General features: G+C 44.9%; 10 protein-coding genes. 3 read left to right on the forward strand and 7 right to left on the reverse strand.

The genetic code is table 11. The features are described 5' to 3' along the window. Positions 1 to 8: 8 nt before the first annotated feature. The 5 genes from LC605_RS23625 to rpsT form a co-directional block, all read right to left on the reverse strand. A complete protein-coding gene (locus tag LC605_RS23625) occupies positions 9 to 4,013 on the reverse strand; it encodes a DNA-directed RNA polymerase subunit beta'' (protein WP_229549952.1) in 4,005 nt (1,334 codons plus the stop codon). A 152-nt stretch (positions 4,014 to 4,165) separates the two neighbouring features. Then, positions 4,166 to 6,043 carry a DNA-directed RNA polymerase subunit gamma gene (locus tag LC605_RS23630; RefSeq protein ID WP_229549953.1) on the reverse strand — a complete coding sequence of 626 codons (1,878 nt, stop codon included), beginning with the start codon at positions 6,041 to 6,043 and terminating at the stop codon, positions 4,166 to 4,168. Positions 6,044 to 6,147: 104 nt separating this feature from the next. After that, positions 6,148 to 9,447, reverse strand: coding sequence for a DNA-directed RNA polymerase subunit beta (gene rpoB, locus LC605_RS23635; protein ID WP_229549954.1), 3,300 nt, complete (start codon positions 9,445 to 9,447; stop codon positions 6,148 to 6,150). 1,159 nt (positions 9,448 to 10,606) lie between these two features. Further along, entirely contained in the window at positions 10,607 to 11,392 is a 786-nt protein-coding gene (locus tag LC605_RS23640) for a TatD family hydrolase (protein WP_229549961.1), read from the reverse strand. Positions 11,393 to 11,585: 193 nt separating this feature from the next. Next, entirely contained in the window at positions 11,586 to 11,882 is a 297-nt protein-coding gene (gene rpsT, locus LC605_RS23645) for a 30S ribosomal protein S20 (protein ID WP_229549955.1), read from the reverse strand. A 548-nt stretch (positions 11,883 to 12,430) separates the two neighbouring features. Here rpsT and hisD point away from each other — a divergent pair. The 3 genes from hisD (at position 12,431) to LC605_RS23660 (ending at position 15,206) form a co-directional block, all read left to right on the forward strand. Then, positions 12,431 to 13,732: a histidinol dehydrogenase gene (gene hisD / locus LC605_RS23650; RefSeq protein WP_229549956.1), complete on the forward strand. Its 1,302-nt coding sequence runs from the start codon at positions 12,431 to 12,433 to the stop codon at positions 13,730 to 13,732. Positions 13,733 to 14,173: 441 nt separating this feature from the next. Then, complete coding sequence (locus LC605_RS23655; RefSeq protein ID WP_229549957.1) at positions 14,174 to 14,599, forward strand: universal stress protein; 426 nt, start codon at positions 14,174 to 14,176, stop codon at positions 14,597 to 14,599. A 19-nt stretch (positions 14,600 to 14,618) separates the two neighbouring features. Continuing rightward, positions 14,619 to 15,206, forward strand: coding sequence for a Uma2 family endonuclease (locus LC605_RS23660; RefSeq protein ID WP_229549958.1), 588 nt, complete (start codon positions 14,619 to 14,621; stop codon positions 15,204 to 15,206). Positions 15,207 to 15,539: 333 nt separating this feature from the next. Here LC605_RS23660 and LC605_RS23665 read toward each other — a convergent pair whose 3' ends face one another. Together LC605_RS23665 and LC605_RS23670 are read right to left on the reverse strand one after the other, a co-directional pair. Beyond that, positions 15,540 to 15,737, reverse strand: coding sequence for a hypothetical protein (locus tag LC605_RS23665; RefSeq protein ID WP_229549959.1), 198 nt, complete (start codon positions 15,735 to 15,737; stop codon positions 15,540 to 15,542). A 284-nt stretch (positions 15,738 to 16,021) separates the two neighbouring features. Further along, entirely contained in the window at positions 16,022 to 16,219 is a 198-nt protein-coding gene (locus LC605_RS23670; RefSeq protein ID WP_229549960.1) for a hypothetical protein, read from the reverse strand. Positions 16,220 to 17,238: the final 1,019 nt, after the last annotated feature.

Consider the following 17,238-nt stretch of genomic DNA (forward strand, 5'->3'; position numbering starts at 1 on the left):
ATCAGAAGTTAGGAATTGAAACCAGCGCCCGTACGATTGCCCAATATCGGAAAGATGTGCTGAATCGGTTCAAAACAGTAGAAGAGAAGCAGCGTTTTTGGAGAGCAGCGAATGAATATTTCATCTATCACCATATCCAGAGGATCATCAACTTCATCCAAGACACTACTGCTAATCTCAGCAGCATAATCTTCGATCGCACCGGGTTCATCATAGGTATTGTACCCAGTACCAGCCGGAATCAATCGCCCGATAATCACGTTTTCTTTTAATCCGCGCAGCCAGTCAGATTTACCTTCGATAGCAGCTTCGGTAAGTACTCGTGTTGTTTCTTGGAACGATGCAGCAGAAATAAAGCTGTCGGTGTTCAACGATGCTTTGGTGATCCCCAACAATACTGGCGTATACTGTGCCCTAGCACCGCCTGTAATTGCCATAGCTTCGTTTACCTGCTCAACTTGGCGCAGTTCCACCAATTCGCCCGGAAGCATTGTGGTGTCACCACCATCATCAATCCGGACTTTGTTGGTCATTTGGCGAACAATCACTTCAATGTGCTTATCGGAAATATCAATCCCTTGAGACTGATAGACCATTTGCACTTCATTCACCAAGAATGTTTGTACCTTCTGCAAGGCAATGCTAGCACAAGCATAAATTCCGTCTTCTGAACCCAGACTAAAGAAGATTTCCAAAATTTCGTGGGGGTTGGATGGGCCATCAGTCAACGGTTGTCCCGCTAATACTGTTGATCCATCTGGGACAATTAAATTTTGTCCTGGCCCCAGAGGATAATCTGTCACCACACCATTGGATTCTACGACCTTGATGGCGATCGCTTCATCACCACTATCAGCGTAAACTACCTTAACTTCTCCCCCCCGCCGACATAAGATGCAGGCTTCTTTCGGTTTGCGAGCTTCCAGCAGTTCCTCAATCCGAGGCAAACCTTGAATGATATCTCCGGTTTTGGCGCGTTCAAACACCAACAACACCAAGTTATCACCCCGTTGTACCAAATCGCCATCTTCTATCTGCAACACAGCACCAGGGCTGACTCGATAAGGGCGACCGATGCGAGTAGTAATAGCGTAGTTCTGAGTTTGAAGTGAGGAGTTAGGAGTTTCAGAATTAACTCCTAACTCCTCACTCTTAACTCCTAACTTTTTAACATCCACTACTTGTCCTGATTCTTGGGCAAAAACTCCAGGAGCAACTTCTGTACCTTCTACTAGCAAGTCACCCACTTTCACCTTGGGTTGAGTACTAGTATTGGTCGTGAGCATATCAGTTTGACGCAACACCAAACAGCGACGTACGTTTTCGGTTCCTTTTTGAACGCCCCGCACTATCCCCCCTTCTTTAGACAAGATTTGGGTACGTGCGACTACAGAACCTGGGGCGATGGTTAGCCCATCCTGTACCTCAAGTGTAGTCTGGGTACTACCTTGGGTGGCATCGGCGGTAATGTCTCGACGAATTACCAAGGATTCCAAAATTACCAGTTGTAGACGTTGAACTTCTGGGTCTTCGGTATCCTCTACTAATTCAATGTCTGCTGCAAGGGGTGAAGCATTATGGTCTTGTTCTCCTTCTTGCTCGATTTCTAGCACTAGCTGGGTTCGCAGCAGTTCCACACCTTCAACAGATTTGACGCGTTCTGAATCTTTGTAAGGTAGTCTCTGTACTGCCCGCAACTGAATCGATCGCCCGGTTTGTTGACTTACCGATGTCGTCGATGGCACATCTGGATTATCCGGTACGGCAAACTCAACTACGGGACGACTCAACAGGGCTGGCCCCTCTGGTGTCTCCACATATTGGATATAACGCAATTCGGTGGCGACGTTGCCTTGGAATTCCTCACCTGGTTGGATGAAGGTGTTATCTCGCCCGATAACTGATTCTGGATCGTCCACCATCAGCAGTTCCCCTGGCTTCACAACGACTTCCCGCAGGATGTCGTTTTTCTGGGTTACTTCTACGACACCGCTATTTTGGCAGAAGATATCCTTCACCACTTCGGTGCCAGCTTCGACAAACTGACCGTCTTCTACCAACAGTAAGGAGATATCTTTATTAACTTCGTGGCTCTCTTCCGGAATCCACAACAGAGTACCTCCCTGCACCACTTCATAACCCAGCTTGGCTTTGCCTTTTTTCTGGACTTCGACACCCGCAAATTTCAGGAATCCACCAGTGGTTGTGCGATAGCGGTCATCAATTAACTCAGCTACTACTTGACCATTTTGCACTTTTGTGCCTGGTGTAGCTCGGAGGTTAAATACCTGGTTGTTGCCTGTGGAGACTAAGTAGTTATTGCGACCTTGAGAACTTTGGACTGTCACCGTTGCTTGGTCTAAAACTACAGAAGCGGTGATAATCTCAATTTCCCTGGTACTCTTACCTGGGGTAGCTTCGGGCAAACGCACCACACCACCGTGCAAACTGGCCAATTTGGTTTCTGCTAAAACTCCATTAGAAGCGATCGCATCACCATTTTTCACCACCAATTCTGCGCCCGGCGGTAAGTTATAAACTTCCCCTGACAAAATCCAAATCAAGCCACCACGTGCGGCTGTAGTTGTGGTATTGCCTTGACGGTCGGTTTTTTGTTCTGGAACTACTTCGGCAAATTGCACTTCCCCTGCCAAGTCAGAGGCGACATCTTTAACTGCTTTTTCTGTATTAGTCCGAGTTGTCCGTCCACCGAGGGCAACTTCTGCCAACAACTGCCCTTGTTTTACCTTATTTCCATCAAATACATATAGTGTTGAACCTTGAGTCAGATGAACCTCTTGGTTCTCTGGGGTAACATCACCTTCTTTTTTCGGCTCCAAAAGCAGGATACCATTAGCCTCAACATACAGGGCATCTTCCCCGTGGCGGGTACGATATGTTCTAGTCTTCAGTTTCCGGGGAAGCTTGACAGTCCCATCAATTTTAGAACGAACTTGTTGCGCCACTTCTCCAGTAAACACACCACCCGTGTGGAATGTCCGCATGGTTAACTGGGTTCCAGGTTCACCGATACTTTGGGCGGCAATAATCCCCACAGCTTCGCCCAAATCTACCATCTTGGCGTGGGCCAAACTCCAGCCGTAGCAGTGTTGACACACAGAACGTGCGGCTTCACAAGTTAGTGGCGATCGCACCACAACTTCTCCCACCCCAGATTTTTCAATTTTCTTCGCCAAGTCCTCAGAAATTGGGGAATTGCGTGCTGCAATCACTTCTTTTGTTACCGGATGCAACACATCTTCCCCAATTACCCGTCCCATCAAGCGGGTCGCCAGAGGAATCAAGGTTTTGGCCCCTTCTGTCATTGGTCGAATGGCAAGACCTTTGGTAGTACCGCAGTCAAACTCCCGAATAATTACATCCTGGGATACATCCACCAACCGGCGGGTGAGATAACCAGAGTCAGCCGTCCGCAAGGCAGTATCCACCAATCCTTTTCTGGCACCGTAAGACGAAATAATATATTCCGTCACAGTTAATCCTTCACGGAAGTTGGTTTTGATGGGCAAATCGATAATTTCCCCTTGAGGATCTGCCATCAGTCCCCGCATCCCTACCAATTGCCGGACTTGGGAGATGTTGCCCCGTGCCCCAGAGAATGCCATCATGTATACGGAGTTCAGGGGATTAGTCTTCTTGAAGTGAACTACTACTTCATCTTTCAAGGCTTCACTGGTACCGTTCCAGGTATCAATTACCTTTTGGAAGCGTTCTACTTCTGTGATTTCTCCCCGTTGATAACGGGTTTCAGTAGCGCGAATTTCTTCTTCGGCTGCTTCTAAGAGCAATCGCTTAGTTGGTGGTATCATCAAGTCATCTACACTGATGGAAACCCCTGCTTTGGTAGCATACCGAAATCCCAAATCTTTCAATTTGTCCGCCATCACTGCGGTTCGCGCCGTACCATAATTTGTAAAGGCCCAAGAAATTAAATTTCTCAATTGACCTTTGTCAACCACACGATTGCGAAAAATCATTTTTTCGTTAGTCATTAATCATTAGTCCTAAATTAATAGTTAGGAGTTAAAAGTTAGGAGTTAAAAGTGAGGAGTTAAAAGTGAGGAGTTAAAAGTGAGGAGTTAGGAATAAAAACTCCTAACTCATAACTCCTAACTCATAACTCCTAACTCATCACTCCTCACTTTTAGCTTGCAAGTGCTTCCTGAATGGCATTGTTATAAATAACACGCCCAGGCGTTGTGTATATATACTGAGAAATTACATTGCCCTTAGCGTCTTGTCTGACTCGACGGAACTTATAGAGTAATGTGCGGGTACCATCCTCGTTTTCCGTCACTTTCACGGGTTCTGTATCCGGTTGGTCTGATTCTATTTCACCGTCAAACCGCACATAAATATAGGCGTGCAAGTCAATTTGCTCTTGCTGGAAAGCCATAATTACATCCTCTAGCGAAGAAAAGTAGTTTCCTGCACCTTTTGTCGCACCAGGATTTTCTGCTGTTAAGTAATACGCTCCCAATACCATGTCTTGGCTGGGCGTGATAATGGGTTTACCTGTGGCTGGTGACAAAATATTGTTAGAAGCCAACATCAACAACCGCGCCTCGGCCTGACTTTCTAACGACAACGGGACGTGTACTGCCATTTGGTCGCCGTCAAAGTCGGCGTTAAACGCTGGACACACGAGAGGATGCAGTTGAATCGCTCTACCTTCTACTAAAATTGGTTCAAAAGACTGGATACCTAAACGGTGCAACGTTGGTGCCCGATTTAGCATCACAGGGTGTCCTTCAATCACCTCTTCCAGCACATCCCAAACACTGGGATCATTGCGGGATATCAGCTTTTTCGCAGCTTTGATGTTATTTACCATACCGCTACGAATGAGGCGGTTAATCACAAATGGTTGAAATAGCTCAATTGCCATTTCTCTAGGCAAACCGCACTGGTGAATTTTCAGCTTTGGCCCGACCACAATTACCGAACGTCCAGAGTAGTCAACCCGTTTACCTAACAAGTTTTGTCGGAAACGTCCTTGCTTACCCTCAATAATGTCGGACAAAGATTTCAGGGGTCGGTTATTTGCCCCTACCACAGTCCGTCCCCGACGACCATTATCAATCAAAGCATCCACTGCTTCTTGCAGCATCCGCTTTTCGTTCCGCACAATAATCTCTGGTGCTAAAATTTCTTGCAAGCGTGCCAAACGATTGTTGCGGTTAATTACCCGCCGATACAAATCATTCAAATCGCTGGTGGCAAACCGTCCGCCATCTAGCTGCACCATTGGGCGCAAGTCGGGGGGAATCACGGGAATAACTGCCATTACCATCCACTCTGGTTTGGAACCAGTGGCGATGAAGTTGTCAATTACCCGCAGTCGCTTAATTAGCTTGGCCCGCTTTTGTCCCTTGGCGTTGCCAATTTCTTCCCGTAGGCTTTCCGCTTCTTGTTCTAAATTAATATCGGCAAGCAAGCGCAACAGTGCTTCAGCACCAATACCTACCTCTACACCTTGCAGCACAGAATCTTCGCTATAAATTTGGTCTTCTATTTCCAACCACTGGTCTTCACTCAGTAACTGTTTGTAAGTTAAAGTTTCGGCATTACCTGGACTCAGGACAACATAAGAGTTGAAATAGACAATCTGCTCGACATCCCGTAAGGGCATATCCAACAGAATGGAAATATAGCTAGGAATACCTTTGAGATACCAGACGTGAGCGACTGGTGCGGCGAGTTTAATATAGCCCATACGGTGGCGACGCACCCGTGACTCGGTGACTTCTACCCCACAGCGCTCACAAACAATACCTCTATGACGGACTCTTTTATACTTACCACAATGGCATTCCCAATCTTTCGCGGGCCCAAAGATGCGCTCACAAAATAAGCCATCCATCTCTGGCTTGAGAGTTCGGTAGTTAATCGTCTCTGGCTTGGTAACTTCACCGACTACCTGGCCATTGGGCAATGTTCTTTCGCCCCACTGCCGAATGCGTTCAGGGGAAGCCAAGCCGATTTTTACGTAGTCAAACTGATTAGTTTGGGCAGGTCTCATATTTAGTCATTAGTCATTAGTCATTAGTCATTAGTCATTAGTCATTGGTCATTAGTCCTTAGTCCTTTGTCATTAGCAAAGGACTAATGACTAATGACTATTGATTATTCGTCGTCATCCAGCGATTCGCGGGAAAGAGATTCATAAGTAGGTCGAGGCGGTGTGCGACGGGCTGATTGGTCTGCCATCAAATCGACTTCCACATCTAGGGAACTGCCGTCTGCTTGGGTTTCTACCTTGTGTACCGCAATGTCTAACCCTAATGATTGCAACTCGCGCATTAGCACCTTAAAGGATTCTGGAGTTCCAGGGCGAGGAATTGCCTTACCTTTAACGATCGCATTTAACGCTTCATTCCGTCCTTGCATATCGTCAGATTTCACTGTGAGCAATTCCTGTAAGGTGTAAGCTGCACCAAAGGCTTCCAATGCCCACACTTCCATTTCTCCAAACCTCTGACCACCTTGTTGGGCTTTACCACCCAAGGGTTGCTGAGTCACCAGTGAATACGGCCCTGTAGAACGGGCGTGGATCTTATCATCCACCAAATGCACCAGCTTCAGCATATAAGCCACACCGATGGTAATTGCTCGGTCAAAGGGTTCGCCTGTACGACCGTCATACACCATGATTTTGCCTGGGTTATCTGGGTTATATACCCAGTCTTTCCCTGTTTCGTCCCGGGCTTCTTGCAATTTGCCATGCACGATTCGGCGGGATGACTCTTCCCCATACATTTCGTCAAAGGGAGTAATCTTAAATCGCACTCCCAAGGTCTGACCAGCCCAACCCAAGAGACATTCAAATACTTGTCCGACGTTCATCCGACTAGGTACACCCAAGGGGTTAAGTACAATGTCCACTGGCGAACCATCGGGCAAATATGGCATATCTTCTGCTGGTAATATCCGAGAAATAATCCCTTTATTACCGTGCCGTCCTGCCATTTTGTCGCCAACTTGGATTTTGCGTTTTTGAGCAACATACACCCGGACTACCATATTGGCTCCTGGTGGCAGCTCATCGCCTTGTTCACGAGTAAATAAGCGCACGTCAACTACGCGACCTTTCTCACCATTGGGGACTCGCAGAGAATTGTCCCGCACATCCCGGGCTTTTTCACCGAAGATGGCACGCAACAGTTTTTCTTCTGGCGGTTGGTCAGATTCACCTTTGGGTGTGACTTTTCCTACCAATATATCTCCAGCTTCTACCCATGCCCCAATGCGAATGATTCCCTGTTCATCCAACTGACGCAGGGAATCTTCCCCGACGTTGGGAATTTCTCTGGTGATTTCTTCTGGCCCCAGTTTTGTCTGTCTAGCTTCAATTTCATATTTTTCAATGTGAATTGAGGTGTAGACATCATCCTGCACCAGTCTTTCAGAGATTAAAATCGCGTCTTCGTAGTTGTAGCCTTCCCAAGGCATATAGGCAACTACGATATTTTGTCCTAGCGCCAATTCACCGCCTTCGGTGGAGGAGCCATCAGCCAATACCTGACCAGCAACCACACGTTCACCAATGCGGACGAGAGGTTTCTGATTTAAGCAGGTGTCTTGGTTGGAACGTTGGTACTTGGAAAGGGTGTACTTAATCTCTGGGGTATTAGGTTTCGGACGGACGCGAATTTCTGTGGCATCCACATAAATGACATCGCCATCAGTACGTGATACAATTACCATCCCGGAGTCTCTTGCTCCTTGAGCTTCCAAACCAGTACCCACCAAAGGACGTTCTGGCTTGAGTAGAGGTACTGCTTGGCGTTGCATATTCGACCCCATCAGCGCTCGGTTAGCGTCATCATGCTCCAAGAAGGGAATCATGCTGGTTGCTACCGACACAATCTGTACCGGAGATACTGCTACGTAGTCCACCTGTTCTGGTGTTGTGGTGGAAAATTCTTGGCGATAGCGGACTGGGACTTGCGGCCCAATAATGTGCCCGGTTTCATCTACAGGAATATCTCCCGGAGCAACCCGCAGGTCGTCTTCTTCATCGGCTGTCATGTAGGCTGGAGGCAGGTCAAATCTGACTCGCCCATTTTCTACAGGTCTAAATGGTGTTTCTAGGAAGCCGTACAGGTTTACCCGTGCATGGGTTGCCAAGGAGCCAATCAATCCGGCGTTGGGGCCTTCTGGTGTCTCAATGGGGCAAATGCGTCCATAGTGACTCGGATGAATATCCCGCACGGCGAAACCGGCACGTTCGCGGGTTAAACCACCAGGGCCAAGGGCACTGAGGCGGCGTTTGTGGGTCAGTTCTGCTAGAGGATTGGTTTGATCCATGAACTGACTTAACTGGCTGGAACCAAAGAATTCTTTAATTGCTGCTACCAATGGTTTGGGGTTCACTAAAGAAGCAGGAGTTAGCACTTCCGCATCGGATACGGTCATCCGTTCCCGAATAATTCTCTCTAGGCGATTTAAGCCTACCCGCACTTGGTTTTGCAGCAATTCACCGACGCTTCTCACCCGACGATTACCTAAGTGGTCAATGTCGTCGATATTACCAATGTCATATTCCAGGTTGATCAGGTAATCGACGGCTGCTAAAATATCGCCAGCAGTCAACACGCGCATGGTGTCTGGGACAGAAAGGCGCAATTTCTTGTTGAGCTTGTAGCGTCCGACGCGACCAAGGTCATAACGTTTCGGGTCAAAGAAACGAGAGTCTAGGAGTTGTTGTCCACCTAATACTGTGGGTGGTTCACCAGGACGCAGTTTCCGATATAACTCCATTAGGGCTTCTTCTTCAGAAAACTGCCCTTCTTTTTCGATGGTTTTTTGGAAATATTCGGGGTGGCGTAAAGCGTCAAAGATTTCGTTATCTGATAACCCTAAAGCTTTTAGGAGTACCTGCGCTGAGAGTTTACGGGTTTTGTCGATGCGTACCCAGACCAAATCATTACGGTCTGTTTCAAATTTCAGCCATGCTCCCCGGTTGGGAATTAAGCTAGCTGAATAAGTACGTCGTCCGTTTTTGTCTATTTCTGATTTGTAGTAGACTCCTGGCGATCGCACTATTTGATTAACAATTACCCGCTCGGCTCCGTTAATAATAAACGTACCGCGATCGGTCATCAAAGGCAAATCCCCAATGAATACCTCTTGCTCTTTGATTTCCCCAGTTTCTTTATTAATCAACCGTGTGGGAACATACATTTGGACGGCATAAGTACTGTCCCGCCGTTTGGCTTCTTCGACGCTGTACTTTGGCTCCTTGAGTTTGTAATTATGACCCAAAAAGTGCAGTTCTAATTTGCCCGTATAATCTGTAATAGGACTAAAGGAGTTAAGTTCTTCTATCAGCCCTTCTTCCAAAAACCAGCGAAAGCTTGAGCGCTGGATTTCAATCAAGTCGGGCAACAGAAAGGCGGGTTCCATATATGTTTCTTTGGTCATGCCTCTACCTTTGTCAACCTGGTTAAATTTTTACTTAGACACTGCTGTTTAACGCTTCCCAGTGCTAGCCAGTGTCCGTACCTGTTTGGGAGCTTCTTCTTACACACCTGTAAATAGCAGGTGTGGGCAAACGCAGCGATTCAAGCTGGAATGAGCAATTTGGACAAGGGGGTAATCGCCCGGAATCGGGGACTCAGACGCCAAAAACCCACTATAGTCTTGATTTAAAAAGAATATACAGTTGAGATATTCCTGAGTTTTATCTACTTTCTTCATAAAAAATCCTGGTAAGTGGGAAACTCAGTGCCTTTAGCCCTGAAAGGTAAACGACTCAAGGGACTTTAGTCGCAGTGGTATTTGTGGTAAAATTAAGAGGTGAGTATGAATAACTATCTACGTGTTGAAGCATCCTAGTACGGAGAAATCCCGGCTCCCGTGAAACAACGGTCTTTGTTTTAGTCCTAATGGCAGTATGACAAGAAAGAGCAAGCAATGGCAGGTTGTGGAACGTACCGCGATTTGGCAAGGGTGATGGACTCTGAAAGCATTGGGATTAGTAAAAGTAAGCACGATTGCAACATCAGTATTGTCGGTAGTTGAGATGAAGTGTTTAGGCGGCGTTTGACGGTCGTAGCGAGAGTTTTACTCTGGAAGCAGTTTCTCAGTGGCTTCAGAGAAAGAGAGTGTCAATTCCCCTCCAAAAAGCGCGTTAATTCCCTGACACAGCTATATAGGCTGTGTCTTAAATCCACCCGGCTATTTATACTCTCAGTGATATCTTAGATATCCTAAAACTGAGGGGATGATCCGCACTTTGTCGGCTGAGAATCAGAATCACTTCATTTTGCTGGATTGTACTCACAAGGCAATTTCGTTTAACGATTTTCAATAGGTTCGATACACACCAGGCCGATGTTGTGCAATCTAGCTCAACTTGGGTTGGCACAGTTAGTCATGTGTGGAGAGCATCCGCTTGTAGAGATTTGGAGGATGGCCAAGCCGATAACAGTAGGGAAAATTAGGCTTAGAAATTTTAGGTTCCTTCCTTTATCATTATGGCGCAAGCAAAATGTTTTTGAGGGAATAATATTAGCATATTTTCCCTCCCTAGAGTTTTATTTTTTTTAGCACAATCGAATAAAAGAGATTAAAGCCCACTTTATATTGACAGACCAAATAATTCACAAGCATTCTGGGTGGTTTGATGGGCGATCGCCTCTACCGTTTCCTGACGCAGTTTAGCTACTTGCTCGGCGACATATTGCACGTAGGCAGGCTCGTTGCGCCTCTCGCCCCGTTTCGGAACTGGAGCGAGAAATGGACAGTCGGTTTCAATCAGTAGGCGATCGCTACTCACCATCGCAGCTGAGGATTGAATGGCTTTGGCGTTTTTGAACGTTACCGTCCCGCTAAAGCTGATATAGAACCCTAAATCGAGAAACCATTGAGTTTCTTCTGGCGTTCCTCCCCAGCAATGCATGACGCCCCGCACTCTTTCTCCTTGGAGTTTCCGCCATTTTTGCAACACTTCTCTGGTTGCCACAGCAGCATCGCGGCAGTGGATAATCACTGGTAAGTTGAGAACAGAAGCGATCGCCAACTGTGACTCAAAAACCATGTACTGTTGCTCATAGTTATCAGCTTTGTAAAAATCCAGCCCCATTTCCCCAATTGCTACTACATTCGAGTCAGAACTCGCTAAAGTTTTGATTTTCTCGGCTGTCTTGCTATGCCATTTATCAGCATCTAAAGGATGTAATCCCACTGCAAAGCTGATTTCGGGAAACTCTTGGGCTATGGATTGAATACTGCAAAACTCCTCTGGGTGAACACAGGAATGTACTAAACGCACCACACCTGCTTCTTGCCAGCGCGATCGCACTGTTGCTAAATCCGGCTGAAAACTATCAAAGTTGAGATGAACGTGGGTGTCTATCAGTTGCATTCTTTGTCCTTTGTTGTTTGTCCTTCGTCGTTTGTCCCCCAAGTTATCTACATCTTCTGGTGAGGGAGAGGCTGCACTAACCTGATGGCAAAGCCAGACGTTCACTGACTTCCTGCACTATCGCCAAAAGCCAACGAGTAGAATTTTCTCTGGAAAATTTTCTGACCAATGACTAAGGACAAATGACCAATGACTACTCAGCTGTTGGTGTGACGGGTTTTAGTCTGTGAGCCAATCTTGACTTTTTCCTTGCCCCATTGTTAGGGTGAAGGACGCCTCGTTTGATCGCTTTATCGATTTTGGCGTAAGCCTCAGACAACCTATTCTGTGCTTCTTGTTTTAATTCTGGGGTAGGATTAGCTGTATAAGCAGCTACAGCATTCAAGTATTTCTTCATCAGCGTCTTGACTGCTGATTTGTAAGCTTTATTACGCAGTCGGTTACGTTCTGCGATTTCGGCACGCTTGAGAGCAGACTTTGTATTCGCCACAGTCAATTCCAAAAATACTATTATTACTTATGTATACACACTACTAGACTTACTAATATAGCATCCTAATTGCCAATGTTATAATTTCCGAAAAAAAATTATGGTATTGGGCATGGGACATTAAACTTACAAAACGCGCCGGCGTCATTAGACTGTTGAATTAAACTCCGAAACTTTGTTAAATCTTCTTCCCCTGCTTCCTGCCGCTGACAATTCAGGTTATGTGGAAAAGTCCACCAAAAACCTAAACCCCTAACCCCCTTCCCGATGCTCTAAGTGGGAAGTTCAAAGTCTCTCTCCTTTTAGGAGAGAGATTTAGAGAGAGGTTTTCCAGATGACCTGAATTGTCAGCTTCCTGCCCAGGCTTGTTGGACTGAGGAATGAAGTCGGCTTCTCAAGCAAACAATGTGTTGACAGCCTTGAGAGTATCAAAAAAATCCAGGTTAAGCTAGAGAAGAGAATTAGAGTCAGCTTGGACACCCCAGTGGGTCAAGAGCAATACTAAATCTCAGGTGGCAATATTATAATTTTGGCATTGTCCTTACTCCATGCTGCGAATCATTACTCAGCAGGCAGACGTTAGAGCAGAACTACAACGGATCTGCGATCGCACTCATGACGAACAGGTGCTTCACAAAGAAGCAACGGTGCGGGAAGTTTTGCAAGCAGTGAAGCGCCAAGGCGACAAAGCTGTATTGCATTACACAGCCGAATTTGACAAACAAACCCTGAAAGCCGAAGAACTCCGAGTTACAGGCTCGGAACTGGATGCAGCCTATCAACAGGTGTCAAAGGAATTGTTAGGCGCAGTTCGGCTAGCTTGCCGCCAAATTGAAGCGTTTCATCGTCAGCGAGTACCAAAAAGCTGGGTACACTTTGGCGACGATGAAGTAGTGCTGGGCAAACGTTACACCCCCGTAGATCGAGCAGGGTTGTATGTGCCTGGTGGCCGTGCCGCCTATCCCAGTACAGTGCTGATGAATGCAATTCCGGCTCATGTTGCTGCTGTACCTCATGTGGTGATGGTAACACCACCAGGCCCAGGGGGTGCAATTAATCCCGCAGTCTTAGTAGCTGCCCAAGAAGCAGGAGTGCAAGAAATTTATCGCATTGGGGGCGCACAAGCGATCGCCGCTTTAGCCTATGGCACAGAAACGATTCCGAAAGTGAATGTAATTACTGGGCCTGGTAACATTTATGTCACCCTAGCGAAAAAACTTGTTTACGGCACCGTCGGTATTGACTCTTTGGCAGGCCCCAGTGAAGTGCTGGTGATTGCCGATGAAAGCGCAAATCCAGTGCATGTAGCTGCTGACTTGCTAGCCCAAGCCGAACACGATCCGATGGCGGCAGCAATTTTGCTGACCACAGATGCTGCTTTAGCTAAAAATGTCCAATTAGCTTTGGAAAGACAGCTAGTGGATCACCCACGGCGAATAGACACAGAAAAAGCGATCGCTCACTACGGCTTGATTGTCCTTGTGGAATCGCTTCAAGCAGCAGCAGAACTCTCAAATGAATTTGCTCCCGAACATCTAGAATTAGAAATCAAAGACCCTTGGGCACTCCTACCACAGATTCGCCACGCTGGGGCAATCTTTTTGGGTTACTCAACACCAGAAGCTGTAGGAGACTATTTGGCAGGCCCTAACCATACCTTGCCAACCTCTGGTGCTGCCCGCTATGCTTCGGCATTAGGGGTTGAAACTTTCCTCAAACACTCCAGTATTATTCAATACTCCCAAACCGCACTGCAAAATGTGGCTGGTGCAATTGATGTGCTAGCAACAGCAGAAGGTTTACCTTCCCATGCTGATTCAGTCCGACGCCGAATTCAGCAAGAAGAGTGATTTGCCCCAGCCCTCATTCCCCTCCCCCCTTGGGGGGGGAAGGGAATGAGGGCTGGGGTAAAATGCCTGTGGGATCAGCGTCAATACCGTTCGTTAAGGATTTTTGGTATTGATTTTAGGTATGTAGAGACGTTGCATTGCAACGTCTCTACAAAGGATTTGGGGCTTAACTGAACCATATTCGGATCAGCGTTTGAGCTTAAGTTGACACTAATGGTGGTTAGGTAAACTAATCTTCATTCATTTTCCCAGACTGATTCGCTTGTAGTAATGGCTTCAGCCCTGGTATCATGCAACTGAAATGCTCATTAGCTTATGTATTGGACTCAGCCGAGAAGCGCTATAAACTAAGTTGGCAAATAAAAAATTTGTTTAGTATCGCTGCCGACTAATTTTGCTAGATACTTATCTAAGGGATCTACTCTTGAGGAGACGAGAGCGGTGCTAAATAGTGTTTTGGTAGCTCTGGACGGTTCGGAAATTTCAGAACGAGTAATTGAGATATTAGATAATTTGGCGTTGTCAAAAGATGCCAAGGTTATTCTTTGCCATGTGTTTCCTACGCCAGAGTCAGAAATGGAACTACCTGCTGATCGTCCTCAGCCAGAGTCGCCAACATTTTCTTATTTTCATATTGAAAAACAACTGCGATCTTATCAGGAAAAATTATCAATCCCAACTGAGTTAGAACTAGTAACTGGTGATCCTGCTGAAGAGATTATTCGCCTTGCCAATATTTACAAAACTGACTTGATCATAATTGGCAGTCGGGGGTTGATGGGGATGAAGCGAATTGTTCAGGGTTCTGTTAGCAGTCAAGTTGTGGAAGAGGCTAATTGTTCGGTGTTAGTCGTCAAACCAAGGTAAAAATTCGCAACAAGAAGCAATGACTATAACCACCCCAAAACTAACCTTTGAAGAATACCTGAAATATGATGATGGCACTGATACCCGCTACGAATTGGTCAATGGAGAACTAATTCCTATGAGTGTAGGAAATGGGCAACATGGTGCGGTAACAGAATTTATCAATGTTTGTTTCCGAGCAGAAATTCTCCGGCTAAAGTTGGATTGGACATCTAAACAAATGGTTGTCGGTGTTCGTTCGCCCCGTGCTGGGAGATGGGATACATCGAGGATTCCAGATGTAGTTGTGATTCCATTGCCTCAGTGGCGAGATTTGAGAAACCGAGAGGCAGTTATTGAACTCAACGAACCACCTCCGTTGTTAGTGGTAGAAGTCGTCAGTGAATCAACAAAGACCGTAGATTATCGAGCCAAGCGAGTTGAGTATAACGTTTTAAATATTTCAGAGTATTGGATTGTCGATCCATTAACGAACAAAGTAACTGTTTTCACATTGATTCAAGAATTATACGAACCAGTAGAGTTTTTTGGTACTGCTCGCATTCAATCTCAAACTTTTCCAGAGTTAGAATTAACAGTAGAGCAAGTGTTGATGGCTGACAATTAAAAATAACTAGTATTTTTCCGAAAAAAGCGCTAAACAAACCGATTGACTGCGGTTATGAAACAACAGTCAATCGGAAATTGCTAAGTTTGTTGAAGAAAAGTAGGTGGGTAGTAATAAACTTGTATTTTTAGGATAAGCTATATATAGCTAATGACTCCTAGTTATTAAGTCGATTAGCAATTAACTCACACGTAAAGTTAAATTAGCCTGCGTCAACAGGGTAAATTATTTTGAGTGTGAACTTTTATCCAGGTAAAGACGCGGTTGTTCGTGTCTTGAAGTTTACTGTTTCCCTTGTACTAAACCTCATACAGTTTGCCTAGTTCAAACTAGTTAAAATTTGAATACAACAGTTCCTCCACTTGAGGCAACTACAAATGCGCCAGCTCCAGATGCCGTTCCGCCACCTGTTACCGCTCCACTTCCGCCAGTTGGAGAGATTGTAACATTCCCAACGACGGTGAAGGTACCACCACCGGACAGATTGGCTTCTTCAGTGACGGTTAGTTCAGTAAATAGTGTGCTTTGCATGGTTTTAGTTCTCACTTGATTGTTTGGATTAAAGTAACCTGACTCTAAAGTAATGGATATAAACCTAAACTGTATATCCCTCACGAGGCAAAGTTTGATTGGCGAAGTACTAGTTATCAAGTCGATTAGAAATTAACCCACACGTAAAATTAAATTAGCCTGGGTCAACAGGGTAAATTCTTTTAAGTGTGAACTTTTATCCAGGTAAAGACGCGGTTGTTCGTGTCTTGACGTTTACTCTTTCCCTTGTACTAAACCTCATAAGTTTGCCTAGTTCAAACTAGTTAAAAAACGAATACAACAGTTCCTCCAGTTGTGGCAACTGTAAGTGCGCCAGCTCCAGATGCTGTTCCGCCACCTGTTGCCGCTCCAGTTCCGCCAACTGGAGAGACTGTAACATTCCCAACTACGCTGAAGGTACCACCACCAGAAAGATTGGCTTCTTCACTGACGGTTAGTTCGGTAAATAGTGTACTTTGCATGGTTTTAGTTCTCACTTGATTGTTAGGATTAAAGTAACGTCACTCTAAAGTAATAGATATAAACCTAAAGTGTATACCTATATACTTTTTTGTGTTCGCTAGGAGTATTATACGACTATTCCTCACGACGTCAAGCAACTAAGAGTAAAAAAAGTGTGCATTACACTCTTCAGAGAGAATATTACAAAGTTTGCATTTATACAAATTTGTTAAGAATAAGTTTTTATTTCTCAAAAAATCCGAGGTATTAAGCAATAATGTATTTTCATCGAAATATCACGGTCTAAAAACTTAATTTTGTCAAACTTTTTTATATAATAAGTTTAATTTATTACGTATTAATACTGTTAATTTAACTAATATGCCTAGAATTAAAGATATAATTAACTAAAAAACAACATTTTTATACGAGTCATGCTTAAAGAAATTTCTAAAGCTGAAAACTAGCATTCTGCATTTTTGAATAAGTATTTTTATGCAAAGATGTATATTGTTTGGTTTTTTTATACAAGATACGGTCAAGTAGATATAATTTATTTTAATATAAAAACGTTTAACTTTGCTTAAATATTTATCATTTTTAGGACTTACGCAACTGGCATATTATTTTGAGTTTGTAGTGAGGACTTTAGTCCTCGAAATCAGGGCTGAAGCCCTTACTACAAACTAAAAGCTTTTATTTTTTGTGACACTTGCGTAAGTCCTAATTTTGAAAAAAGCTTTATATATATTGGTTATAAAAATTTTGTCCAATCCATTCTTCTCTCCGACACGAAGAGAGGCTTTGATTCTTGCTCCCCTTCCCTTGTAGGGAAGGGGCTGGGGGTTAGGTTTGAGAGTAAAGTTGCACACAGCGTTAGTTTACTGATAAAATCATGTGGCATAATGTTTGGTAAGTACCTATGCAAAATAAATTGTATATTATGGAAATAGTAATGTAAAATATCTTCTTGGTCACAAGAAGGTCAAAAAAATGCGATTTATTAAAGATTTAACTATTGATACAATCAAATTACTTA

Origin of the sequence: Nostoc sp. CHAB 5836 (assembly GCF_020829445.1) — a bacterium.
Taxonomy (GTDB): domain Bacteria; phylum Cyanobacteriota; class Cyanobacteriia; order Cyanobacteriales; family Nostocaceae; genus Nostoc.